This window comes from Soonwooa sp. (genome assembly GCF_032062245.1).
Taxonomy (GTDB): Bacteria; Bacteroidota; Bacteroidia; order Flavobacteriales; family Weeksellaceae; genus Soonwooa.
Window position 1 is genome coordinate 83,760 of sequence record NZ_DAMBQF010000004.1, and the last position, 25,084, is coordinate 108,843.

The 25,084-nt window shown below is 31.4% G+C and carries 21 protein-coding genes; 20 read left to right on the forward strand and 1 reads right to left on the reverse strand.

Annotated elements, in window-relative coordinates; all coding sequences use genetic code 11:
• Positions 1 to 94 precede the first annotated feature (94 nt).
• The 17 genes from RT037_RS04025 to RT037_RS04105 all read left to right on the forward strand — a co-directional run bounded on the left by RT037_RS04025 (position 95) and on the right by RT037_RS04105 (position 20,880).
• Complete coding sequence (locus RT037_RS04025; protein ID WP_313028334.1) at positions 95 to 2,950, forward strand: T9SS type A sorting domain-containing protein; 2,856 nt, start codon at positions 95 to 97, stop codon at positions 2,948 to 2,950.
• Between the two features lie 42 nt (positions 2,951 to 2,992).
• A complete protein-coding gene (locus RT037_RS04030; RefSeq protein ID WP_313028335.1) occupies positions 2,993 to 3,265 on the forward strand; it encodes a hypothetical protein in 273 nt (90 codons plus the stop codon).
• A 148-nt stretch (positions 3,266 to 3,413) separates the two neighbouring features.
• Positions 3,414 to 4,544: a DegT/DnrJ/EryC1/StrS family aminotransferase gene (locus RT037_RS04035; RefSeq protein WP_313028337.1), complete on the forward strand. Its 1,131-nt coding sequence runs from the start codon at positions 3,414 to 3,416 to the stop codon at positions 4,542 to 4,544.
• 79 nt (positions 4,545 to 4,623) lie between these two features.
• A complete protein-coding gene (locus tag RT037_RS04040) occupies positions 4,624 to 6,558 on the forward strand; it encodes a nucleoside-diphosphate sugar epimerase/dehydratase (protein ID WP_313028339.1) in 1,935 nt (644 codons plus the stop codon).
• Between the two features lie 41 nt (positions 6,559 to 6,599).
• Positions 6,600 to 7,370, forward strand: coding sequence for a polysaccharide biosynthesis/export family protein (locus RT037_RS04045; protein ID WP_313028341.1), 771 nt, complete (start codon positions 6,600 to 6,602; stop codon positions 7,368 to 7,370).
• A gap of 18 nt (positions 7,371 to 7,388) precedes the next feature.
• On the forward strand, positions 7,389 to 9,764 hold the full coding sequence (locus tag RT037_RS04050) for a polysaccharide biosynthesis tyrosine autokinase (protein ID WP_313028343.1): 2,376 nt from the start codon (positions 7,389 to 7,391) through the stop codon (positions 9,762 to 9,764).
• 2 nt (positions 9,765 to 9,766) lie between these two features.
• Positions 9,767 to 11,080: an oligosaccharide flippase family protein gene (locus RT037_RS04055; protein ID WP_313028345.1), complete on the forward strand. Its 1,314-nt coding sequence runs from the start codon at positions 9,767 to 9,769 to the stop codon at positions 11,078 to 11,080.
• A 6-nt stretch (positions 11,081 to 11,086) separates the two neighbouring features.
• Entirely contained in the window at positions 11,087 to 12,427 is a 1,341-nt protein-coding gene (locus RT037_RS04060) for an O-antigen polymerase (RefSeq protein WP_313028346.1), read from the forward strand.
• A 47-nt stretch (positions 12,428 to 12,474) separates the two neighbouring features.
• On the forward strand, positions 12,475 to 13,620 hold the full coding sequence (locus RT037_RS04065) for a glycosyltransferase family 4 protein (RefSeq protein ID WP_312323073.1): 1,146 nt from the start codon (positions 12,475 to 12,477) through the stop codon (positions 13,618 to 13,620).
• Between the two features lie 2 nt (positions 13,621 to 13,622).
• The gene (locus RT037_RS04070; protein WP_312323075.1) at positions 13,623 to 14,633 is read left to right on the forward strand and encodes a glycosyltransferase; all 1,011 of its coding nucleotides are present in this window, start codon (positions 13,623 to 13,625) and stop codon (positions 14,631 to 14,633) included.
• Positions 14,634 to 14,637: 4 nt separating this feature from the next.
• Positions 14,638 to 15,672 carry a polysaccharide biosynthesis protein gene (locus RT037_RS04075; protein ID WP_312323077.1) on the forward strand — a complete coding sequence of 345 codons (1,035 nt, stop codon included), beginning with the start codon at positions 14,638 to 14,640 and terminating at the stop codon, positions 15,670 to 15,672.
• Between the two features lie 24 nt (positions 15,673 to 15,696).
• Positions 15,697 to 16,104 carry a WxcM-like domain-containing protein gene (locus RT037_RS04080; RefSeq protein ID WP_312323078.1) on the forward strand — a complete coding sequence of 136 codons (408 nt, stop codon included), beginning with the start codon at positions 15,697 to 15,699 and terminating at the stop codon, positions 16,102 to 16,104.
• A gap of 2 nt (positions 16,105 to 16,106) precedes the next feature.
• Positions 16,107 to 17,225, forward strand: coding sequence for an NAD-dependent epimerase/dehydratase family protein (locus RT037_RS04085; protein ID WP_313028351.1), 1,119 nt, complete (start codon positions 16,107 to 16,109; stop codon positions 17,223 to 17,225).
• A gap of 46 nt (positions 17,226 to 17,271) precedes the next feature.
• Positions 17,272 to 17,559: a four helix bundle protein gene (locus tag RT037_RS04090; protein WP_312323095.1), complete on the forward strand. Its 288-nt coding sequence runs from the start codon at positions 17,272 to 17,274 to the stop codon at positions 17,557 to 17,559.
• Positions 17,560 to 17,672: 113 nt separating this feature from the next.
• Positions 17,673 to 18,812, forward strand: a complete 1,140-nt coding sequence (wecB, locus tag RT037_RS04095) for a non-hydrolyzing UDP-N-acetylglucosamine 2-epimerase (RefSeq protein WP_313028353.1) — start codon at positions 17,673 to 17,675, stop codon at positions 18,810 to 18,812.
• The gene (locus RT037_RS04100; RefSeq protein ID WP_313028355.1) at positions 18,809 to 19,969 is read left to right on the forward strand and encodes a glycosyltransferase family 4 protein; all 1,161 of its coding nucleotides are present in this window, start codon (positions 18,809 to 18,811) and stop codon (positions 19,967 to 19,969) included. The genes wecB and RT037_RS04100 overlap by 4 nt, the downstream gene beginning before the upstream one ends.
• Positions 19,970 to 19,974: 5 nt before the next feature.
• Complete coding sequence (locus tag RT037_RS04105) at positions 19,975 to 20,880, forward strand: NAD-dependent epimerase/dehydratase family protein (protein ID WP_313028358.1); 906 nt, start codon at positions 19,975 to 19,977, stop codon at positions 20,878 to 20,880.
• Between the two features lie 135 nt (positions 20,881 to 21,015).
• Here RT037_RS04105 and RT037_RS04110 read toward each other — a convergent pair whose 3' ends face one another.
• A complete protein-coding gene (locus RT037_RS04110) occupies positions 21,016 to 22,965 on the reverse strand; it encodes a hypothetical protein (protein ID WP_313028359.1) in 1,950 nt (649 codons plus the stop codon).
• Positions 22,966 to 23,033: 68 nt separating this feature from the next.
• On the opposite strand from RT037_RS04110, the gene RT037_RS04115 reads away from it, so the two are divergent.
• The 3 genes from RT037_RS04115 to rfbC all read left to right on the forward strand — a co-directional run bounded on the left by RT037_RS04115 (position 23,034) and on the right by rfbC (position 25,057).
• Positions 23,034 to 23,993 (forward strand): glycosyltransferase family 4 protein, encoded by a 960-nt coding sequence (locus RT037_RS04115; protein WP_312323100.1) that lies wholly within the window; start codon positions 23,034 to 23,036, stop codon positions 23,991 to 23,993.
• A 66-nt stretch (positions 23,994 to 24,059) separates the two neighbouring features.
• Positions 24,060 to 24,503: an adenylyltransferase/cytidyltransferase family protein gene (locus RT037_RS04120; protein ID WP_312323101.1), complete on the forward strand. Its 444-nt coding sequence runs from the start codon at positions 24,060 to 24,062 to the stop codon at positions 24,501 to 24,503.
• Between the two features lie 5 nt (positions 24,504 to 24,508).
• On the forward strand, positions 24,509 to 25,057 hold the full coding sequence (rfbC, locus tag RT037_RS04125) for a dTDP-4-dehydrorhamnose 3,5-epimerase (RefSeq protein ID WP_313028361.1): 549 nt from the start codon (positions 24,509 to 24,511) through the stop codon (positions 25,055 to 25,057).
• The last annotated feature ends 27 nt before the right edge of the window (positions 25,058 to 25,084 follow it).

The window sequence follows — 25,084 nt, forward strand, 5'->3', positions numbered from 1 at the left end:
AAAAACCTTGATTCTTAAATTTTTATTTTTTTTATAAAATGATGAAAGATTTGATAAATTGTTATATCTTTACCCACATTTAATGATGATAATTATGATTAAAAATATACTATCTAAAAAAGCTGTTTCTGCTTTGTTAATTGCTATTTCAAGCATTGTTTTTGGACAAACTCAAAACAATAATGTTGTTAATAAAGCAACACAGGTTATCTTCGGATGGGATTTTAGCACTTTAAAAGGAGGTGCAAAAAACTTTGGACCATCTCCATATCCTGCCTCTTTCTCTAATCCAAATCTGGAGGTTTCTGGATTGACTCGAGGTTCGGGGGTTATTACTAATACCTTGTCTGGATCAAGTCGCGGATTAGGCGGCGTTGGATGGATGTCCAATACAAAAGAGGAAGCTATTGCTAATAAGGAATATTTTACATTTACTGTAAATTCTAAATTAAACTATAAATTAAACTTAAGTAGCCTATCTCTTTTTGGATATAAAAGAGTAGGTTTCAGACCTAGGTTTGGGATGTTACAATATTCTACTGATGGTGGAGTGACTTTTAGTGATATTCAAGCAATTAATTATGCTTATGGTGGATGGATTCCTGCAATAGACTTATCAACAAATCCAGATTTACAGAACTTACAAAATGCTAATCAGATTACCTTCCGTATCGTTAACTGGGGCGGAATTGCTGGACAAAATGGTCAAGGTGTTTGGTATTTTTATGATCAAAATAATAGTCCAGACTTAGATTTTGCATTTACAGGAGAAGTTGAGCAATTACCACATTTATTATTTGGTTGGGATTTTAGCACATTGAAAGGAGGTGTTAAAAACTATGGACCCTCGCCGTATGCTGCAACTTATGCAGATGCAAACGTGGTTGTGTCTGGTTTAGAGAGAGGGGCTGGTGTTCTTACTAATTCTTTATCTGGATCTAGCCGTGGTTTGGGTGGTTTAGGTTGGATGTCCAATTCAAAAGAAGAAGCTATTGCTAATAAGGAGTATTTTTCATTCACTGTTGGCGCAGGGACTTATTATAAATTAGAATTGACAAGTTTGTCTGTATTTGGCTATAAAAGAGTAGGTTTCAGACCTAGGTTTGGGATGTTGCAATATTCTATTGATGGAGGTAATACATTTATAGATATTCAAGCAATTAATTATGCTTATTCAGGATACATTTCACCCATAAATTTAGCAGGAATTCCAGATCTTCAGAATATTTATGATGATAACCAAGTTACTTTCCGTGTTGTAAATTGGGGAGGTGTTGCTGGACAAACAGGACAAGGTGTTTGGTATTTTTATGATCAAAATAATAGCTCAGATTTGGACTTTGCATTTACAGGTATGATTAAGCCAGGTTCTGTTGTTTGGAATGGGGCAAGTTGGTCTAACGGTGTTGGACCAGATCAAAGTCTTAATGCTATTATCGAAGGTCCTTATCAACAGAATGTAGATTTTTCGGCAAGAAATTTAAGACTTACAACCGGTAGTTTAAACATACAGTCAGGTCATTCAGTGACTGTACACGAAGGGATCTATCAGAATAGTGATAATCAAATTACTGTGGAATCAGATGCCAATTTGATTCAAGTTTCAAATAATAATACTAATGATGGTAAAGCGATTTTGGTGAAACGAAATGCTTATGTTCCTACTAAAGAATATGCCTATTGGTCGTCACCAGTTGTGGGTCAAAATTTATATAATTTGTATTCAGGTATACCGAACAATTTAATTTTGAGATACAATACGGCTAATGATAAATTAGTGTCTGTTCCAGCAGGTACACTATCAGAATTTGGAAAAGGTTATTCTATTAAAGGTTCAACCACAATTCAACCTAATGTAACTGGATTATTTGCTGGTGCACCTAACAATGGAACTGGACTTGGGATTGTGTCAAATGCAGGAAATCGCTATAATTTAATTGGAAATCCATATCCGTCTAACCTTAATTTGGATGTCTGGTATCAAGATAATGTTTCAAACTTAGATCCTAGTGCTGATGGTGCTACTGCCTATTTCTGGGATAATACGAATAATTCTGTTTATACGCAGATGGGAAGTTCTTATTCTGGATTAAATTATGCAGTATATAATTTTGAAAGCCAAACAGGTGTAGCTGCGCCACAAGTTGGAGCTGTAAAGACTCCAACAAGTAATCTTAAAGTTGGACAAGGTTTCATTGTTATGGTTGCACCAACTGCTACCTCTATTGTATATAAAAATGCACAGAGAACGGGTAATCAAAATTCTGTGTTTTTTAAAGGTGGTCAAAAAGATCGTTTTTGGCTACAATTAACTACACCAAAAGGACTTTTAGTAAATACCGCTATTGCATATTTTGCGCAAAGATCAAATAACAATCTTGATAAATTTGACTCGTATTTACCTAATGAATCTGCTTCAGATTTATTATATAGCAAAAGTGATGATGGAGCAAAATTGACGATACAAGGACGTAGTACTTTTGTTGATAATGATCGTGTTAAATTAGGAATGCGCGCTTTTGTTGCAGGTACATACAAGTTAAGTATTTCTCAATCTGAAGGTTTGTTTACTAGTCAGTCTGTTTATCTTTTTGATAAAAAGTTAAATAAGGTAATCGATCTGAAAAAAGGAGATTATATTTTTACAGAAGTGAAAGGCTTAATAGATAATCGCTTTGAGATTATTTATAAAGATGACGTTGTTTTACCTGTGAGAACACAGAAAGAAGTTAACTTACAAGTAATTTATGAAAGTACATCATATGATATAAAATCTGATAAAACAATTCATAAGGCAGAATTGTATGATATGAATGGCGTTTTAAAAAGTACAGTAAGTACTAATAATGAAACTGTTAATATAGACAGAAGTACTTTGGGTAATGGTGTTTATATAATTAAAATTTATTATAAGAATGGTGAAGTTGCTTCATCTTTAGTAAGAAATTAATGATTTTAAATACTTTTTTTATATTTGCAAAAAAGAAAATTGATGAAAAAAATATTGCTTTTTATATGTATGATACTTATGTGTTACGGATACTCACAAGCATCTGATAATCGTTTTAATAATGAAGGTAATGCGGAGCAATATCATGACACTAGTACAAGCACTTATGAAGAAGGAGGTGATGTTGCACAAAAAGTGCCATCAAACCCTGGTGATCCAACTCCAATTGATGGAGGTATAGTAGGATTGTTGTTAGTGGGAGTAACACTAATTAGTTATTTTATATTGAAAAAAAGAATAAATCATGTGAAATAAAAAAAAAACTCCGAATATGTTTCGGAGTTTTTTTATTTTGAAATTTATTTTATTTGAAATTAAATAAAGTTTTTTGTTTTATTTAATGTATTTTTGTTGCAAATCACGTTTGTTGAATTTTATGAATGATTTAGTGAATAATATTTAAGTGAAAGAAAAAATATGGTTATCCTCGCCACATATGGGAGGCGCCGAATTAAAGTACATAAATCAGGCATTTGAAGAAAACTGGATTAGTCCATTAGGACCAAATGTTAATGGTTTTGAAAATGATCTGGAATTGTTTTTAGGGGAGAATGTTCACGTTGCTGCTTTAATGTCTGGTACATCTGCAATACATATTGCACTTATTTTATTAAATGTGAAGCCTGGGGATGAAGTTCTTTGTCAAAGTTTAACTTTTTCTGCCTCTGCTAACCCTATCGTTTATATGGGTGCATTGCCTGTATTTATTGATAGTGAGGACGAAACATGGAATATCAGTCCTGTTGCTCTTGAAGAAGCAATTGTAGATGGTATTAAGAGAGGGAAAAAGCCAAAGGCTATTATAGCAGTTTGTATATATGGTATGCCTTATAAGGTAGATGAGATTAGGGCAATTGCAGATAAATATCAAATTCCATTAATAGACGATAGTGCTGAAGCTTTAGGTAGTATGTATAAAGGTATCAAATGTGGTACATTTGGTGATTTGTCAATTCTGAGTTTTAACGGAAATAAAATTATTACATCCTCTGGAGGTGGTGCTCTTGTTGTCAAAAATAGGAAGTATAAAGATAAAGCTGTTTTCCTTTCAACACAAGCGAAAGATGCAGCTCCGCATTATCAACATTCAGAGTTAGGTTATAATTATAGGCTGAGTAATATTTGTGCAGGAATTGGGAGAGGACAAATGGAAGTATTAAATGATAGAGTAATTCAAAGAAGACAAAATCACGAATTTTATGCTTCTTTTTTAAGTGAATTGCCAGGGGTTACTTTATTTTCAGAACCTAACGAAGATTATTTTTGTAATTATTGGCTTTCGGTTATTTTAATTGATCCTAGTAAAGCAAAGCGAGACAGAGATAGTGTAAGAGAGGGAATGCTCAAAGAGAACATAGAAGTGAGACCTTTATGGAAACCATTACATTTGCAACCTGTATTTAAAACTAGTAGGTTTTATGGTACTGGTGTTTCTGAAAAACTTTTTACTCAAGGATTGTGTTTGCCTTCAGGCTCTAATTTGACGGAAAATGAAAAAATACATATAAAAAATGTTTTATTGAATTTATTGTAAAGAAATGTTACAAGTGTGTGTGTTTATGTAATATAAAAAAAAACAATAACCAAATAAAATTGACGAGAAATCGTATATTATGTTTAAATCGATATTAGATAATAAAATTTACAATGGTGATAATGTTATCGGCATTACAGATATTAAGTATCTCCCACGATGGGTTGTATTAATTATAGATGTATTATTTTTAATAATATCAATACTATTGACATTTTTTGTTGTTTTTAAATTAAAAGCAAAGCCGTATGATGTCATCAATTCTTTTCAAGCTTCATCTATAGCAATTATAGTTAATGTTTTTTTCATGTATGTGTTTAAGACATATGCAGGTGTAATTCGACATTCCACCTTTGTTGATTTATTGAAGATATTGCTAGCAAGCTTCTGTACACTGGCTGTATTATTTTTAATTAATTCTGCATTTTTAATTATTGATAATGAAAAGGCATTCCTTAATTCTTTTATCATTCTCTATTTTCTATTTTCTTCTATGTTTCTTTTTACTTTTAGATTAGTTGTGAAAGAAATATTTCATTATGCGAGAGAGATTTCTAGGAGTGGAATGAAAAAAAGAATCATGGTACTCGGCGTCGATGAACAATCTGTAGCTATTGCAAGAGCAATACTTGATAACCCAAAACTTCCATATCAGATTACTAATTTTATCTCTTTTAATGAGAAGCTAGGAAATGTTAGTGCTAAAATTTTGGGAAAAACTATTCTTAGTAAATCAAAATTTATTAAGAAAGATAAGTCTGAATTGGATATAGAAGGTGTTATTCTAATAAAGGAGTCTTTAACTAAAGAAGAGTTAGATGAATGGATTGGAATATTGTTGGAAAAAGACATAAAAATATTAAAAGCACCATCTGTACAAAAATTAAGAAGTACGGACAATGCTAATTTTATTAAAGCTGTTCAAATAGAAGATTTACTTAACAGAAAGCCTATTAAGTTAAATGATGAAGAAGTAAAAAAACGACACTTTAATAAAGAGGTTTTGATTACTGGAGGAGCTGGTTCTATCGGTTCGGAGATTATTAATCAAGTTTCAAAATTTAATCCATCTTTAGTTGTTGTTGTTGATCAAGCAGAAACACCTTTATATGAGGTGGAATTGAGCTTAAGGGAAAGATTTCCTCATGTTAATTTTAAATTCGTTCTTGCAGATGTTTCTAATGTCAAGAGAATCGAGCCACTATTTAAAAAACACAGTTTTTCAATGGTGTATCATGCAGCAGCATACAAACATGTCCCATTAGTTGAAGGTAATCCACAAGAAGCTGTACGTGTTAATATAATGGGATCAAAAAATTTAGCGACTCTTTCTAGTAAGTATGAGGTTAATAGATTTGTAATGGTTTCAACAGATAAAGCTGTTAATCCTACTAATGTTATGGGTGCTACTAAACGGGTTGCTGAACTTTTTGTCCAATCATTACAAGGGCTGCCAGAGAATAAAACAAAATTTATTACAACACGTTTCGGTAATGTTTTAGGGTCTAATGGATCGGTTATACCTCACTTTAAAAAGCAGATAGAAAAAGGCGGTCCTATTACAATAACTCACCCAGATATTGTACGATATTTTATGACAATTCCTGAAGCTTGTGAATTAGTTTTACATGCTGGCACAATGGGAAATGGAGGAGAGATTTATGTTTTTGATATGGGAGAACCTGTTAAAATATTAGATCTAGCGACTAGAATGATTAAACTTTCAGGTTTTGAACCCGAAACAGATATTAAAATAATATATACAGGATTACGTCCTGGAGAAAAGTTGTATGAAGAATTGTTAAGTGATGATACAAAGACTTTACCAACAGATCATGACAAAATCTTAATTTCTAAAGATCCAGTGATGAAATTTGAAGAAATTAATGAATTACTTCAAGTCATGTTAAAATCTTTAGAGACAGATACTAAGTTCGAAATTGTAGGCAGAATAAAGCAAATAGTAAAGGAGTTTAAAAGTAATAATTCAGAATATGAATCGTTAGATAAATAAGTTTATATTATATTTGCAAAATTGTACATTTAATAAGGGGTATGAATAAAAAAATAAAGCTTTTGTTGCTTTCTTCTTTTATTGTATTTACATCATGTAAAACAAAGGAAAAGGCAAGTGAAATAAATTATATGCAAAATGTAGAAAAAATTGCTACCGAGGTTGCAATGCAGAATGCAGTTTCTACAATCCAAAAGGGAGATCAATTGGGAATACGCATTGTCGCAAAGGATATGAGTGTTCTAAGAGCATTTGTACCTAATTCGCAATATTTAGATAGTTCAACAAGTCCATATTATTTGGTAGATTCTAATGGGGATATTGATTTTCCTGTTTTAGGAAAATTAAATACAACAGGAAAAACATTAACGGAGTTTCAAAATGAGCTTCGTACTAGTTTGACAAAGTATATTATTAATCCAACAGTATATATTAACATCACGAATTATAAAGTTACAATTTTAGGTGAAGTTAATAGACCTGGACAATACACTTTACCGGAGGGACAGAACTCTACTGTTTTTAACGCACTTGGCCTTGCAGGCGATTTAACAATTTACGCAAAAAGAGATGACGTACTTCTTGTACGAACGGTTAATGGTGAAATTGTGAAAGAGCGAATTAATCTAATGGATGCTTCTTTTTTCAATTCTCCAGCATTTCAATTGAGACAGAATGATGTTATTTATGTTTCAGCTAATCAAACAAAAGAGAAAATTGCAAGACAAGATCCGAATACAGGCATTTATATGGCTGTAGCAGGTATGGTAATAGGATTGGCAGGTATCTTTATTACTATTTTTAAAAATTAATAACATTAATCTATATTGATGAGTTCTTCTTCTAAAACTGAAATAACTTCTTCTGACGAAATTAATCTTCGCGAAATTGCTAAACCATATATTAATAAATGGAGATGGTTTTTTATTTCATTACTATGTACACTAGCTCTTGCTTTTTTCTATATCAAAACAACGCCATCTGTTTATGAAATCCAATCAACGGTTTTAATTCGTGACGTTAAAAAATCTGCATTAGACTTTGGTGCTATTGCTGACTTATCGAGCTTTGGAGGTAAGACGTCAAGTGCAATTAATAATGAGCTTGAAATATTCAAATCAAAAAAATTAATTAAAGATGTTGTGGAAAATCTCAATTTGCAGATTAGAGTATTTTCCAAAAAAGATTTATTAAAACAAGAAATTTACGGTGAATCTTCTCCGATTATAGTGAAATTGGTTTCAGAAAGGAATACAAAAGAATATGCCCTTTCAAAAAAGAAAATTAAACCTGTTGATATTGATATTAAAGGTGATAGATTAGAGTTAAGCGGGGATAATTTACCTCAGCCTATTATTACAACATATAATAAAACGATTAATTTACCTTACGCAACTATAATTATATTAAAAAATCCAAAGTTTAATAATCTTTATAAAAAGACGCTAGGAGAATTATCTTTTGAGTACACAAGCATTAGCAAGACCATCACTGCACTTCAGAAAGAGTCGGATGTTAAACTTGTTGATAAAGAAGCAACAGTTGTTGGTTTAAGTATTGAAGAATCAAATATTGAAAAAGGTGAAGCCTATATTAATAGGCTAGTTGATGCATTTAATCAAGATGCTATTATCGATAAAAATTCTGAATCACAGAAGACAATTGAATTTATTGATTCTCGAATTGGTATTATTGCAAAAGAATTAGGTGAGGTTGAAGATCAAAAGGAAAGATTCAAAAAAGAAAATAAGATAACTGACATTGTCGAGGAAGCCAAACTAAATCTTGAGACATCAACTAAGACTAGATTGGATTTGGTTGGCGTTGATACCCAGTTGGAATTGAACAACAGTTTAATTAATTATCTCCAAAAGCAGGGTAGTAACCAAGTACTTCCTTCTGCAATTGGGTTAAATAATCCCACAGCATCAGCAAATATCAGCATCTACAATGACTTAATAATGCAGCGAAATAGACTTTTAGAAAATGCAACACCGCAAAACCCTGCTGTTGTAGATTTAACTAAACAAATTTCGAATGTAAAAAATGCGGTTATTGATAACTTATATAAGAACAAAGCAAATATAGAAGCTTTACGCAATCAGTTACAGTCTGAGTTACAAAATACTAGTTCTAAAATAAGCAGAGTGCCTACTCAAGAAAAAATGTTTAGAAGTATAGAGAGACAACAATCTATTAAGGAAAGTCTTTATTTAATTTTATTACAAAAAAGAGAAGAGTCGGCGATTGCTTTAGCGAATACAACACCAAAGGCTAAAATTGTTGATTATGCTTATCCTAGTGAGAAACCTGTTGCTCCTAAAAAGCTAATTGTTTTATTGCTTGCTATGGTTGGTGGCTTTGCAATACCTTTTGCACTTATTTATATTAAAGAATTATTAAATGATAAAATTAGATCTAAGCACGATTTAGAAAAATATACAAATACAAGTATAATTGGCGAGTTACCAAGTGTTGTAAAAGGAGGCGCGGAAGTAGTTCAGCCTAATGATTTGTCGCCTTTAGCTGAAGCATTTAGAATTTTAATTACTAATTTGAATTTTATGCTTCCTAGAAAAGACAAAGGGAAGGTTGTTTTTGTAACTTCTTCTGTTAAAGGTGAAGGTAAAACTTTTACTTCTGTTAATTTAGCTTTAACTCTTGCCTCACCAAAAGTTAAAGTAATAATTATTGGAGCAGACATTAGAAATCCACAGTTGCAGAGATATAATACCAGTCGTAAAGGTTTCGAAGGTTTGACGGAGTATTTATACGACAGTAGTAAAAATACTAAGGATATAACTCATGTTTCGACATTTAATCCAGATCTGGACGTTATTTATTCGGGTAGTATTCCTCCTAATCCTACAGAATTGTTAAGTAATGGTAGAATCGAGCAACTTATAGAAAGTCTTAAACCTCATTATGAGTACATAATTGTTGATACCGCGCCGTTAATGTTAGTTACAGATTCATTATTGTTCTCTTATCTTTCAGATGTAACTCTATATGTGACTAGATCAGGATATACGGAGAAGAATATAATAAGTTTTGCAAATGACACAATTGCGACAGGTAAAATTAATAATGTTGCTTTTGTTGTAAATGACGTATCAAAAGATCACTTTGGTTATGGGAATAAGTATGGTTATGGTTATAATCAAACTGAAGAAAAATCTTGGTGGAAAAAACTATTTGGTAAGTAATAATGAAACAAATTCTTGATAAAGTTTTTCAAAATAGTTTTTTTAGAGACAGCTTTTGGGCATTATTAGGAAGTGTCATTTTGAGAGGCTCGGCATTGGTGTCATCAATTATGCTTGCGCATATTTTATTGAAGACAACTTTTGGTGAGTTCAACTCCTTGAAAAATACACTTACTACTTTGGCTGTTTTTACAACTTTTGGACTGGGATATACCTCTACAAAATTTGTTGCTGATTTCTTACATTCAAAAAAAACGAATTTAAGAAAGCTTGTTAATCAAATATATCGTATAACTATAACATTTAGTGGCGTTATTTCATTGTTATTATTTGTTTTTTCAACTAACGTTTCGTCATTTTATTATAAAAATAGTGAGTTTTCTAATGAAATTAAGTTGTTGGCAGTTTGGGTAGTACTTACGGCTATATCAACATCGCAAAACGGGATTATTGGTGGACTAGGTATTTTTAAAAAACTTTCATTAATTAATGTAGTAATGGGAATTATTACAATAATTCTACTCCCAGTTCTATCGTATACTAATGGATTAATTGGTGCATGTATCGCTTTGCTTCTAATACAATTTGTTAATAGTATTTTGAACTATATTCTTATACAAAAAGAACTCAAAATTATAGAATCCAATTCTGAATCAGCAAATGCAGTAGATATTGAGTATAAAGATATTTTGTTATTTTCTGTTCCCTTAACGTTAATAGAAGCTTTTTTTTCGATCTTTTTATGGTTAAATTATTTCTTGCTTCAAAATTATCAAAACTATGACGAGGTCGCGATTTATTCCGCAGCTATGCAATGGTATGTCGTTTTGTTGTTTATTCCTACGGTTTTGCGGAATGTTATTTTATCATATTTCTCAAGAAATGAATCTGGTTCGAGATCATCGGTTCTTAAAAATGCTGTTTTAATTTCTATAATTACCACTCTCATACCTGCTGCTATTATTTTTTTTATGGCTCCTTGGGTATCGCAGATGTATGGGAATTCATTTTCTGAGTTAACTTTAGTGTTAAGAATTATTGTTTTTATTCCTGTTTTTTCTAGTATTATTAATGTTCTTGAACAGTTTTTATTTTCCGTTTCCAAAAATTGGTTGGTATTCATTATTTGTTTTATTAAAGATTCTTTTACTTTTTTAATTTTTGCTTACTTAGTATTTTTTTGGAATATTAAAGAGGGAGCAATATATTTGACTTCTTCTTATTTGTTTATGAATTTTTTAGCTGCTGTAGTTTATTTAGTTATTTATTTAAGAACAGATATCTTTACGCAATACATGAAACTTAAGAACATATAGAGTAACATGGATAAAATATTTGCATTTCTTATTCTACTAGCAGGTGTATTAGTAAGTTATTTTGCACCAAGTAAATATGACTATTCATACAGTATAATTTGTGGGATAGTTTATTTGGCTGTAATCATTGTATATTATTTAGTTAGAAAAAAGGATAATTACTTCGATTTTGATTCGCTTTTCTTTTTTACCCTTTTTTTTGTGACTTTGTATTATCCGATTTTTATGTACGAAACGGATGCCACGAGATATGTTTTCTTTTTGTTTCCCTATGATTATCATGTAATTCCGAAGTCCTCCTCTATAGCGGTTCTTGGTGTAGCATGTTATATTTTTGGTGCTTTAATGTTTGTGAAAAAACCAAGACCTATTACCCAACCAAATGAAGTGCAGCAATTAACGAGAATAATAAAAACTAAGAAATTCTATTTCATTGCATTAACATTATTTGTTTTATATATTTTAACAGGTGGATATCAAGAATTACGCGCAGTTTATTCTGGTGGTAATTATGAAGCAAATGCTGTATCAAAATATATTAATCTGTTTTGTGCTCCATTTTTATTTGCAGGTATTATTTGTGACTTCTCAAATATGAAACGGCTTTCGCCCGATAAGTTTTTATTTAGAAAAATTAACGTAATTGCATATATTTCAACAGGTGTCATTGTTGGAGGATTAATTTTAGCAGGTAGTAGGACTATTCCTTTACAAGTCATATTGATGGTATTTGGTTTATATTCATTATTGTATAAGAAAATTTCTTTACTCAAATTTTTTTCTTTCATTATTCTAGGTCTCGGTATAATGTTTACAATTGTTGTAACGAGAGGATATAAGCAGGATAGCAAATTTTCGGGTGCCGATATTGTGATGGACTTGATTATTAATAATCGAAATAATTTTCTTGCTATTGAAGAAGTGAAAAATAATGGACTCACTTATGGAACATCTTTGTTATCACAATTTGTAGCACCAATTCCTTTTTTTCAAAATTTACTGCTTGAGATGGGGCTCGAAGAGCAAGATATTACGTCTCAAAAACTTTTCACATATTTGACATATGAAGAATTAGCGAAGTTTTATGGAGTAGGTACAACGATAGTTGCAGACGTTTATATTGCATATGGAGATTTCGGAATATTTATCTTCATGGCATTTTTAGGATATTTTATTAATAAAAATAGAGAAAATGCTCAGTATAATATTTTTTCCATGACTGTATATGGGGTTCTTATTTCTTATGCAGTATATTTAGCACGAGCGGAGTATTTCTTCTTTATGAGATATTTGATTTGGACTTTAGTCGTGGTTTTCTTTGCAACTAAAAAAATTAGATTTAGTTAATGATAACTATGGTTTTATTTTATATATTTTAACATCAATAGATTAATATGAAACTTTTGTATTGTATCCCATCCTTATCAACAAGTGGAGGAACTGAAAGAATTCTAATCGAGAAGATTAATTTTTTAGTTAATAATAATATTGATGTTATTGTTGTAACAACAGAGGGTATTAATGCAAAACCTTTCTTTTCTATTGATACTAGAATTAAAATTGTTGAATTTAATATTAATTTTAACGATCATTTCAACGATAAATTACACCGTAAGTACATCAATACACATAAAAAACTTAAAACTTATAAAGCTAGACTTGAGGAACTTTTAATTTCGGAATCTATAGATATTTGTATTTCAACAGGCGCAAAAGAAATAGAGTTTTTGTATAAACTTAAGGCAAATTGCAAAAAAGTGTGTGAATTACATTTTTCAAAAGAATATAGGAAACAGGCTTATTTATCTCGTAATCTTAGTTTCTTTTGGGAATTAATTGGTGATTATAGAACCAAGCAATTTATTAAACAATGTCAAGGCTTAGATAGACTTGTTGTTTTAACAAAAGAAGACGAAAAAAGCTGGAAACTTACAAATTCTAACGTAGATCAGATATACAACTTTAGCGCAATTGAGTCGGATCAGGTTTCTCAACTTGATAATAACGTGGTTATTGCTGTCGGTCGCTTAACAGAACAAAAAGGATTCGATCGACTTATCCAAGCATGGTCTATTGTTTCTCAAAAACATCGTGATTGGACTTTAAAGATTTATGGAACTGGTGAGCTTGAAGAAAGCTTGAAAGATCAAACAGAAAGACTTAATCTTTCTGATTCAATTTATTTCGAAGGTCAAACTAAGAATGTGACTGAAAAAATTCTCGGTAGTTCTATTTTTGCTCTATCTTCTCGATATGAAGGATTTCCATTAGTCCTTTTAGAAAGTATTACATGTGGGGTTCCTGTTGTTAGTTTTGACTGTAAAACAGGTCCAAATGAGATAATTATTAATAACGATTGTGGTATTTTGGTAGAAGATTCTAATATTGATAAGTTTGCAGAAGCTTTAGGTGTTTTAATGAATGATTTTGAATTAAGAAGAGCGAAAGGAAAGGCAGCGAAAGAAACTTCTGAAAAGTTTTCAAAACCATTTATTATGAATCAGTGGATTGAATTGTTTAACAAATTAAGTGACAGATAATAATGCTACTAATAGACGCTATTTTCATTAATAACGGAGGAGGGAAAATTTTACTCGATTATCTGTATGACGTTTTAGATAAAACGTCATTAAATATAGTCATGCTTATTGACGAACGTATTAAGGATGAGTACGAAGCCAAAAAAAGCACGCACATCAATTGTGTTTTTCTCAAAACATTTTCTGAAAGGAATAAATATTTAAAAGAAAATAGAAATAAGTTTGAAAAAGTTTTATGTTTTGGAAACATACCTCCAAATATAAAAATGAATGCTACAACTTATACATATTTTCATCAACCAATGTATTTAAGTATACCTAGAGAATTTAGCTTAATGGAAAAAATTAAGTTTAATATGAAGATTTTTATTCTGAAAAAATTTGATAAAAACACCAATTTTTGGATTGTTCAGAATAGATTTATTAAAAAAGGACTAGGCGAAAAATTTAAGATTAACAGCGACAGGATATTAGAAATTCCCTTCTATCCACCTTTTTCAACACAAGATACTGTAGAAAGAGAAAAAAATACTTTTATATTTGTCAGTAATGCGACTCCTAACAAAAATCATATTAGATTAATCAACTCTTTTTGTAATTTTTATGATAAATTTGGAATAGGAAGACTTATCTTAACCGTTAGTGATAGTTTTCCAGAAGTTAAAGGTATTATTGCAGATAAAGTGAAGCTAGGCTACCCAATTCAAAATTTGGGATTTATAACACATGAAGAATTGTGTCTGTATTATCGAAAATCTGAGTATTTGATATTCCCATCATTAGCAGAAAGCTTTGGATTAGGAATTGTTGAAGCTATTGAAAATGGATGTAAAGTTATTGGGGCTGATCTTGCATATATGTACGAAGCTTGTGAACCGAGCTTAACTTTTGATCCAACTGATGAAAATAGCATTTATAATAGTTTTTGTATAGCCACTAGCCAAAACCTACCTGATAGTAAACAAAATGTTTATAACAATATTGATGAACTTATAAAATTATTGAAAGATTAACCAAATGCAAATAAAAAATAAAACACTTCTGATAACAGGTGGGACAGGTTCTTTTGGAACAGCTGTCCTTAATCGTTTTTTAGCAACAGATCATTTTAAAGAAATTCGCATTTTTTCTCGTGATGAGAAGAAGCAAGATGACATGCGCAATCTTTATAAAAATGAAAAAATAAAATATTACATCGGAGATGTTCGCGATTACAGTTCGGTAGAGCCAGCAACACGAGGAGTAGATTATATTTTCCATGCAGCAGCATTGAAGCAAGTACCATCTTGTGAGTTTTTTCCAATGCAAGCCGTGAAAACCAATGTTGAAGGGACACAGAATGTTATTCGTGCGGCTGCAGTTAATAAAGTACAAAAGGTAATTTGCCTTTCTACCGACAAAGCAGCTTATCCAATCAATGCCATGGGTATTTCTAAAGCAATGATGGAAAAAGTAGCGGTTGCAGAAGCAAGAAACTTGACTGATACTGTTGTGTGTTTAACACGTTATGGTAACGTTATGGCATCTCGCGGTTCGGTAATTCCTTTATTTTTGAACCAAATTCAGAAGGGAGAACCTATCACGATTACAGATCCAAATATGTCTCGTTTTTTCATGTCATTGGAAGATGCGGTAGATTTGGTATTATTTGCGTTCGAAAATGCTAATCCAGGTGATTTATTTGTAAACAAAGCTCCTGCAGGAAGTATCGGAGACTTGGCTAAAGCATTAATCGAAATGACAGGTAAAGAAGTTCCTGTTAAAATAATTGGAACACGTCATGGCGAAAAATTGTATGAAACCCTTTGTACAAGAGAGGAAATGATGAAAGCCGAAGATATGGGTGACTTTTATCGTATTCCAGCTGACAACCGTGATCTCAATTATGCTAAATATTTTTCCGAAGGAGAAGAAGATGTTTCTAAAATTGAAGATTATCATTCTCACAATACGGAGCAACAAGGTGTTGAGGGTCTTAAAAAACTAATTTCAACTCTACCGTTAATCCGTAAAGAGATTTTTGGTGAAGATGTAATGCAGTATCCTTATTAATTTTAAATTCGAAATTTCAAGAATATGATTTTTGAAGGTAAAAAGCATCAAGACGAAAGAGGAATCATCACATTTAATAATGAATTTGATACTTCTGAAATCAAACGTATTTACACCATAGAGAATCATTCCTTAGATTTTATTCGAGGTTGGCAAGGGCATAAAGTTGAACAGCGTTGGTTTGCCGCAATAGAAGGTGAATTTGAAATTTCTGTCATTGAAATTGATGATTTTAATCAACCTTCGAAAGATTTGAAGATTTCGAAATATCATTTAAATGATGAATGTTTAACTTACCTGCATGTTCCTTCTGGACACATTACCGCAATCCAGGCAAAGAAGGAAGGTAGTAAATTGTTGGTTCTAGCAGATTATGCCTTGGGCGAAATTCAAGATGAATATAGGTTTGCATTAGATTATTTTAAAAGCTAATAATGAAAAAAATAGGAATTACAGGACAAAATGGTTTCGTAGGAAAGCATTTGTACAATACTTTAGGTTTATTCCCAGAAGAATTTGAAAGAGTAGATTTTCAAAAAGAATTCTTTGAAGATGAAACCAAATTGGATGAATTTACAGCAAAATGTGACGTAATTGTTCATTTAGCAGCAATGAATCGTCACGAGTCAGAACAGTTTATTTACGAAACCAATGTCGGTTTAGCTCAACAATTGGTTGAATCTTTAAAAAGAACAAATTCCAAAGCGCATGTTTTAATTTCTTCTTCAACACAAGAAGAACGTGATAATCTTTATGGGAAATCAAAACGTGAAGGTCGCGAAGCCATTGTAAATTGGGCAAATGAAGCTAGCGGAAAAGTTACAGGCCTTATTATTCCTAATGTTTTTGGAGCATACGGTAAGCCTTTTTATAATTCATTTATCGCAACGTTTTGTCATCAATTAACGCATGGAGAAACGCCAACAATCGCCAACGATGGAGAAGTTAAACTTATCTACGTTCAAGAATTGGTGATGACGATTATTAATGAAATTCGTTCAGAGAAAAGTCAACCAGAATTATCTGTAGAGCCAACTGCAACTAAAAAAGTTTCTGAAGTTTTAGCTTTATTAAACGATTACAAAACTAAATATTTTGACGGTGGCGAAATCCCAGTTTTGACTGATAAATTCCAACATAATTTATTCAATACCTATCGTTCTTACATCGATTATAAAACGCATTTCCCAGTTAAATTTACACAACATACGGATCCAAGAGGAGCTTTTGTTGAAGTTATTCGTTTGGGAATTGGCGGTCAATGTTCATTCTCAACAACGGTTCCAGATATTACAAGAGGAAACCATTACCACACACGTAAAATCGAACGATTTGCTGTGATTAAAGGAAAAGCTTTAATTCAATTAAGAAAAATTGATACGGATGAAGTTCTTGATTTTTACTTAGACGGAACCGAACCAGCTTATGTAGATATGCCAATTTGGTATACACATAATATTAAAAACATAGGAACTGAAGATTTGTATACTATTTTCTGGATCGATGAACCATTCAATCCTGAAGATTCTGATACCTATTTTTTAGAAGTGTAGCAGAGAGGTAAAAAGTGTAAAGTAAAAAGGTAAAAGTATTTTAGTAATGGAAATAGACTTGTTAAATAGAACATTTTTATTTGGTATAGCAGTTATTAATTTTTTAAGAACTTTGCCTGACAGTAGTGATTTGAAAATAATAAAGTATCAGCTGATAAAGTCATCAACATCTATTGGTGCTAATTATGAAGAAGCACAAGCTGGATCGTCTAAAGCAGATTTTATAAATAAAGTAAATATCTCTCTTAAAGAAGCAAGAGAGGCAAATTATTGCTTAAGACTAATTGAAGCTTTGGAAAAAGAATCATCTGAACTCACTGTTATAATAAAATAAAAGAATCAAAAGAAATTAATAATATATTAGGAGCCATTGTGAAAAATGTTAGAAATAATTAAAGACAACGATTTAATTTTTCCTTTTTCCTTTTTCCTTTTAACTTAATAAGCATGAAAAAATTGAAAGTAATGACGGTCGTAGGGACACGACCAGAAATCATAAGATTATCAAGAGTATTAATGGCGTTGGACAACTCTGAAGCCATCGAACATACAATAGTCCACACGGGACAAAACTACGATTACGAGTTGAACCAAATTTTCTTCGAAGATTTAGGACTTCGTAAACCAGATTATTTCCTAGAAGCTGCGGGAAAAACAGCCACAGAAACTGTTGGAAATATTTTAATTAAAATTGATCCACTTTTAGAAGAATTGAAACCTGATGCATTTTTGGTTTTAGGAGATACTAATTCTTGTTTGTGTGCGATTCCTGCTAAGAAAAGACATATTCCGATTTTCCACATGGAAGCAGGGAACAGATGCTTTGACCAACGTGTTCCTGAGGAAACGAATCGTAAGATTGTAGATCATACTGCGGATATCAACTTAACTTATTCTGACATTGCTCGTGAATATCTATTGAAAGAAGGTCTTCCTGCAGACAGAATTATCAAAACAGGTTCACCAATGTTTGAAGTTCTGAATCATTATTTACCAGAAATTAAAGCATCTAATGTTTTAGAAAAATTAGGTTTGGAAAAAGGAAAATTCTTCGTTGTGTCTTCTCACCGTGAAGAAAACATCAATTCAGAGAAAAACTTCCGTGGATTAATGACTTCGCTTAACGCAATTGCAGAAAAGTATCAATATCCAATTATTGTATCTACGCATCCACGTACGCAAAACATGATTGATAAGATGCAAATCGAGATGCGTCCAGAAATTCAGTTTCTTAAACCACTTGGTTTCCACGATTACAATGCGTTGCAAATGCATGCGTATGCATGTCTTTCAGATTCAGGAACAATTTCTGAGGAATCTTCTATTCTTAACTTCAGAGCAGTAAATATTCGTCAAGCGCATGAGCGTCCAGAAGCGATGGAAGAAGCATCTGTAATGATGGTAGGTTTGTCTCCAGAAAGAATTATGCAAGGTTTAGTTCAAGTGTTGCAGCAGAAAGTAGGTGATGAAAGAAACTTCCGTCCTGTTGCAGATTATTCGATGCCGAATGTTTCTGAAAAAGTGGTGAGAATTATTATTTCTTACGCTGATTATATTAAAAGAACAGTTTGGTCGGAGGAAATATGAAAAATGTTTTTTTTGTTTCTGAACTTTTTTACCCTAATCAAACTTCAACTGCGTACATCATGACCGAAGTTGCAAAAAATTTTGCAGCAAAAGGAAATAATGTAAAAGTTGTTACATCTAAAATTCAATATGATTCAAATGTAACAGTAGGAAAAGAATTAGAAGCTATTGAAGTTTTTAAGAGTAAAAGTTTTGGAGGAAATAAAAATTCTTTTTTCAGCAGAGTCTTTAGTGCTTTGTTTAATAGTATTGGATTAGTATGGACGACTGCTAGAAAAATAAAGGCGGGAGATACTGTTTTCGCAGTTACAAATCCTCTTTTTCTTATAATTTTATTAGGTATTTTAAGTAAAATAAAGCGTTTTGATTATGTTCTATTAGTGCATGATGTGTTCCCTGAAAATACAATTCCTGCGGGAATCAATAAGAAAGATTCTTTTGTTTACAAAATTCTATTAAAAGTATATAACTGGGCTTACAAATGCCCGTCAAAAGTTATAGTACTAGGGGAAGATATGAAGCAGTTGATTATTGCAAAAGGTGTTTCGCCCAATAAAATTGCGATCATTCCTAATTGGTACGATGACGAGCTTATAATTCCAGATTTTGAAAAACCAAAAACTAATGAAGATATTGTTATTGGCTTTGCCGGAAATATAGGTAGGGTTCAAGCATTGGAACGATTTATAAATATTTTCAACAAAACAGAAAATTCCAACCTGCGTCTTGAAATTATAGGTGAGGGAGCGAATTTAGAAAGCTGCAAAGAACTTGCTACGAAAAAGAATATTTATTTTCGTGGTTCATTGCCAAGAAGCGAGCAAAGTGATTTTATTAACGGGTTCGACATTGGTTTAATATCGCTTTCTGAGGGAATGTTTGGACTTGGAGTTCCTTCGAAAACTTATAATTTATTAGCGATGGGAAAACCTGTTTTATACATTGGTGATCAAGGTTCGGAAATTGACATGCTGAATAATGTAAATAATATTGGTTGGTCATTTTCATGGAATGAAGAAAATGAGATTTTAAGATTTCTTAATTCCTTACAGAGAAGTAATATACAAGGTTATATGTCAAGAAATCAAAATTTAGCAAAAGAGAAGTTTTCATCTAATGTTGTTTTAGATTTAATTTATAATTTTGTTTCTCACTAATAAATATGGAAAGCGTAATAATTTTTGGAGCGTCTGGTTTTATCGGTCAAAATTTATTAAAAAAATTACCAAATAGTTTTGATGTTAAAGCTGTTTCTTTAAGAAATAAGAGTTGGAAGACTACAATTAAAGATTCTGACATTTTTATAAATCTTGTTGGAAAAGCGCATGACCATAAAGGAACCGCTACTGAGGTCGATTATTTTTACGCAAACCTTGATTTGGCAAAGGAAATCTTCAATGAGTTTATACAGTCAAACGCGAAGTTATTAATACATATAAGTTCGTTAGCAGCAATTGAAGAATTTGAAAGTAATAATCCCTTATCAGAAAGTCAAAAGGCTAATCCGCAGTCTTTCTATGGAAAATCGAAAAGAGCAGCGGAAGAATGGCTTTTGGCACAAGTCTTACCACAAAATAAAAAGATAGTTATTCTAAGACCTCCGATGGTCCATGGTCCTGGTGATAAAGGAAATCTTGGATTATTATACAAGTTAATTTCTAAAGGGATTCCTTATCCTTTGGCTTCTTTTGATAATAGTAGATCTTTTATTTCTATTGACAATTTTTCTTTTTTTATTAAAGAGATTATTAAGAAACAAGATCAAATAGTATCTGGCATTTATCATATTTCTGATGACGAACCTATTTCAACTAATCGAATAATAGAAATTATTAAAAAAGTTGAAAATAAAAACGTGATGAATCTTAGCATTCCCAAAACCATAGTGAAAGGCCTGGCTAAAGTTGGTGACGTTATTCCGATACCGTTAAATACGAAGAGGTTGAAAAAAATGACCAGTAATTTAATACTTTCTAATCATAAAATTAAAGCTGCCTTACAAATTGAAAATCTACCTTTGTCAGCTGAACAAGGACTTGAAATAACGATTAAAAGTTTTAAATCCTAAATATTTGTACAAGTTAGCTTTGTAGGAATATATTATCACACTGTAAACACGAAAATTTTCATAAACGATATTTTTTAATCGAATAGAAGGAAGTTGATTGCCGTTTTTAGAAATCAGCGATGTTGAATGTGATTTTTATCTTAATTCTGTAGCCGTTACGTTAACTTTGCTATCTACTCCTAATCTATTATAAAGAAAAATTAATCCAGAATCCTTATCCTGTAAAAAATTAATTTTTTTGTCCTCAAAGCGATTTTCTTTGTTTAAAGTGAAGTATTTACTATCTTTCAATATCTGAAAATTTCCATTATTAAATAATATAAATTCAAATGTATCATAAATATCTGGTGCCAAAATCTCTATTGAGTATTTAACAGTCGTATTGTTTTTTTTGTTTTCCGAAAGCTTAGAGTTGGTCAGTGATATAAAGTCTTTATTATTATTAACGATTGTTAATTGTTGATTGGTTACTAATTCATCACTTTCTGAGTTTGACTTTTTAAGATTAATGGTTTTTCCCATGATCAAATTATCTGCAAAAAGATTTTTTTCTTCATGTACATTTTGTTGAATATAACCATTGTAGATAATTTTAGCATTATTGAAATTTGAATTCATATCTGGCGGTAGTGATACGTTTTTTAGAAATATAAGTAGTGACGCGTCGGGAATTTTATAGTTAATATCTAGTGCAAAATCTTTATTAACTTTCGTATCCCCCCAAGTGATAATATTTTCTAAAAAAACTCTTCCATATGTCGTTTTTCCAATATGTAGACCATTACTCACACCGGCAAACATAACATTTTGGAATTGAAGGTTAGAAATTGTTTCGTTTTCTCCAATCCATATATTTGCACCTTGTAGTTTGTTTTCTTTTCTTATATCTGACACTAGTTGTTCAATTCTAATATTTTCAAATTTAGCATTTGCAAAAGAATTATATGTTGATGAGTTTTCGGCGTACAATCCATACAAGCCTTGGCACCAACTTTGACCACCCGTGAAAAGTATATTTTGTGAAGGTAAGGCTACCGATTTATAATATACAGTTGTTAAACCATAATTACCAGCCCAATGCATATAGTCTCTTACGGTAACAAAATCGCAGAAACTCGAAAATAAAATTCCCACGTCAGATAGTGTGAATAAATTATTAATGTTAGTAACTTCCGAATCTCCATTAAATTCGACACCAACATTAGCTTCTTCCATTTTATTTTGATAACCCAAGAACTGTTCTAAATCTGTTTTTGAAAATTGCAATTTATCTCCAAATAAGAATATCTTCACATTTTCTATTGTTGGCTTGTGAGCTGCGCCAACAATAAGTCCTCTATTACCTTTTATTCGGACTTTGCCTGGGGTTGACATTACTAAGGTAATGTCTTTAATATAATTATAATCATAATTACGTTCCTTAACATTTCCTCCAACCTTTCCTAACGAAAAAATGTAGGTGTTAGATTTGTCGGTTTCCATAATTACCCTAGTTTTTGCCATAGAAACTCCCTTCAACCCATTTATTTTGTACTCTCCCTTTTTGGTATAATAATCACCAACACCTAAAGAAATATCATAAAAAACAGGCTCTAGCTTTTGTAATGCATCTACAAGATCTACAGAAATGTTATATGGGAATACTCCAAACCATTCAGGGTAGGCATAATCAGTTACGGAAGTAAATTTACCAGATAAAACAATGTTTTCGAAAATTTTTATCCTATCCGCTTTAATTTGTGTCACTCTGCCATTTAGCTTACCATTAATTAATATACCTCCTTGAAAGTCTAAAAGTATCTGAGAAGCAAAATTTTCAAAATCTATGACGTTATTACCAAGGTTAAATACATAATTACCAGGGATAATTAGGTGCTTTTGATTAGATTTTGATACAACCTCTAGCGCTTTTTTAAATGCTTGCGAATCATCAGTTATACCATCTCCTTTAGCGCCAAACTGTAGTAACGAAATTGTCGTTGCTGGATCATTTTCATGTTGTTGCGATATCTTTTTTGCAGAGATTATTACGGGGCAAAGTAATAGTGCCAGCACTAACGAAATAGAAAAAAGATAGTTTTTCATGATAATTTAACTATAATTATTTTTTTATTCTGTAAAGATGTATTTTTGTGCTGACTAATTTATAAAAAATGATTTACTTAATTGTATTTATTTCACTCATTGTTGCGGAGCTTGTTTACTTCAAAATTGCAGATAAATTCAATATTATAGACAAACCGAACGAGAGGAGTTCTCACACGCAGATTACCTTGCGTGGTGGAGGAGTTATTTTTTATTTTGCTACGGTAATATACTTTATCGTTTCAGATTTTCAGTATCCCTATTTTTTTTTAGGATTAACATTAATCACGCTTATTAGTTTTATGGATGATGTTATGACTTTATCTAATAGAATAAGACTTCTTGTACAATTGGTTAGTATGATATTAATGTTTTATCAAGTAGGCTTATTTTTTCTTGCATGGTGGATTATACCAATTGCTCTTGTCGTTTCTGTAGGGACAATTAATGCATACAACTTTATGGACGGTATTAATGGAATAACTGTTTCAAACAGTTTAGCTGTACTTATTTTATTAGCGATTGTAAATAATTCTCTAGGATTTGTTGATCAAGATCTTATTTATTATACGATTTTGTCATGCTTGGTTTTTGGATTTTTTAATTTTAGAAATAAAGCAAAATGTTTTGCGGGAGACGTAGGGTCTGTTGCAATGGCTTTTATTATACTTTTTCTTTTAGCAAAACTAATTGTACAAACAGGCAATATTATCTACATTTTATTTTTATTAGTTTACGGGTTAGATACGGTTTTAACAATTATAAGAAGACTTTTAAAAAAAGAAAATATCTTTGAAGCTCACCGTTCGCATTTATATCAGTTTTTTGCAAATGAAAATAAAACAAACCGTTTATTGATATCGACAGTTTATGGTAGCGTTCAGTTGGTAGTAGGTTTGTTAATTATTTATTCAACCACCCAATCTGTGAATTTTCAATGGTTAATGGCAATTGGTTTGCTAGTTGTTGGTAGTTTAGTTTACTTAGGATTAAAACAAAATTTGGTAAAGAAATATCATATAAGATAAATCTTAGATGCGCTGCTATAATTGGATATTAATCTAAATTTAATATTTTTGTTGAAAATTAATGAAATGAAAACTCAAAAAATTGGAATTACATTTTCCGCTTTCGACTTGTTACATGCGGGGCATATCAAAATGTTGGAAGAAGCAAAAACTGTCTGTGATTATTTAATTGTTGCTTTACAATTGGATCCCACCTTGGATAGACCACATAAGAATAAACCCACACAATCCATCGTTGAACGTTATATTCAACTAAAAGCATGTCGTTCGGTTGATGAGATTGTTCCATATAACACCGAGGAGGATCTTATGGATATCCTAAAATCTTTTGTTATCGATGTTCGTATAATTGGGGATGACTATCGTGATGCAGACTTCACAGGTAAGCAATATTGTGAGGAGAAAGGTATTGAAATTTATTATAATAAAAGAGATCATCGTTTCTCTACTTCTGGATTAAAAAAAGCAGTTTTTGAACAAGAACAGAAGAAACTTCAACCAACGCAATAATAATAATGACGATTAAAGAAACCCCACTAAAAGATTGTTATATAATAGAACCTACTATTTTTGAAGATGCAAGAGGTTATTTTTTTGAAAAATTTAATGAAAATAAATTCGAAAAATTAACGGGTATGAATGGGCATTTTGTTCAAGATAACATTTCTAAATCTTCCTATGGCGTAGTTAGAGGAGTACATTTGCAGAAAGGAGAGCATGCACAAGCAAAATTAGTATCTTGTCTTGAAGGAAAAGTATATGATGTTGCAGTTGATCTTAGAAAAGATTCTCCAACTTATGGAAAATGGTTCGGCATTGAATTATCTGCGGAAAACAAGTTACAACTTTATGTTCCAAGAGGTTTTGGTCATGGTTTTTCCGTACTAAGTGATACAGCCGTGTTTTCTTACAAATGTGATAATTTTTATCAAAGAGACTCGGAAGGTGCCGTAGCTTGGGATGATCCATATCTTGGAATCGATTGGCAAATTCCTTTAGAAAATGTAATTCTTTCAGAAAAAGATAAACAATCCCCTAGCTTTAAAGATGAACAATTTTTATAAATATTAAAGAACCAAATTTTGGTTCTT

Coding starts and splice junctions, on each gene's coding strand:
- RT037_RS04090 (WP_312323095.1), top strand. CDS start 17,272: ATGGAAATAGACTTGTTAAATAGAACATTTTTATTTGGTATAGCAGTT.
- RT037_RS04045 (WP_313028341.1), top strand. CDS start 6,600: ATGAATAAAAAAATAAAGCTTTTGTTGCTTTCTTCTTTTATTGTATTT.
- RT037_RS04100 (WP_313028355.1), top strand. CDS start 18,809: ATGAAAAATGTTTTTTTTGTTTCTGAACTTTTTTACCCTAATCAAACT.
- RT037_RS04105 (WP_313028358.1), top strand. CDS start 19,975: ATGGAAAGCGTAATAATTTTTGGAGCGTCTGGTTTTATCGGTCAAAAT.
- RT037_RS04055 (WP_313028345.1), top strand. CDS start 9,767: ATGAAACAAATTCTTGATAAAGTTTTTCAAAATAGTTTTTTTAGAGAC.
- RT037_RS04110 (WP_313028359.1), bottom strand. CDS start 22,965: ATGAAAAACTATCTTTTTTCTATTTCGTTAGTGCTGGCACTATTACTT.
- RT037_RS04060 (WP_313028346.1), top strand. CDS start 11,087: ATGGATAAAATATTTGCATTTCTTATTCTACTAGCAGGTGTATTAGTA.
- RT037_RS04075 (WP_312323077.1), top strand. CDS start 14,638: ATGCAAATAAAAAATAAAACACTTCTGATAACAGGTGGGACAGGTTCT.
- RT037_RS04050 (WP_313028343.1), top strand. CDS start 7,389: ATGAGTTCTTCTTCTAAAACTGAAATAACTTCTTCTGACGAAATTAAT.
- RT037_RS04030 (WP_313028335.1), top strand. CDS start 2,993: ATGAAAAAAATATTGCTTTTTATATGTATGATACTTATGTGTTACGGA.
- wecB (WP_313028353.1), top strand. CDS start 17,673: ATGAAAAAATTGAAAGTAATGACGGTCGTAGGGACACGACCAGAAATC.
- rfbC (WP_313028361.1), top strand. CDS start 24,509: ATGACGATTAAAGAAACCCCACTAAAAGATTGTTATATAATAGAACCT.
- RT037_RS04025 (WP_313028334.1), top strand. CDS start 95: ATGATTAAAAATATACTATCTAAAAAAGCTGTTTCTGCTTTGTTAATT.
- RT037_RS04070 (WP_312323075.1), top strand. CDS start 13,623: ATGCTACTAATAGACGCTATTTTCATTAATAACGGAGGAGGGAAAATT.
- RT037_RS04085 (WP_313028351.1), top strand. CDS start 16,107: ATGAAAAAAATAGGAATTACAGGACAAAATGGTTTCGTAGGAAAGCAT.
- RT037_RS04040 (WP_313028339.1), top strand. CDS start 4,624: ATGTTTAAATCGATATTAGATAATAAAATTTACAATGGTGATAATGTT.
- RT037_RS04115 (WP_312323100.1), top strand. CDS start 23,034: ATGATTTACTTAATTGTATTTATTTCACTCATTGTTGCGGAGCTTGTT.
- RT037_RS04065 (WP_312323073.1), top strand. CDS start 12,475: ATGAAACTTTTGTATTGTATCCCATCCTTATCAACAAGTGGAGGAACT.
- RT037_RS04120 (WP_312323101.1), top strand. CDS start 24,060: ATGAAAACTCAAAAAATTGGAATTACATTTTCCGCTTTCGACTTGTTA.
- RT037_RS04080 (WP_312323078.1), top strand. CDS start 15,697: ATGATTTTTGAAGGTAAAAAGCATCAAGACGAAAGAGGAATCATCACA.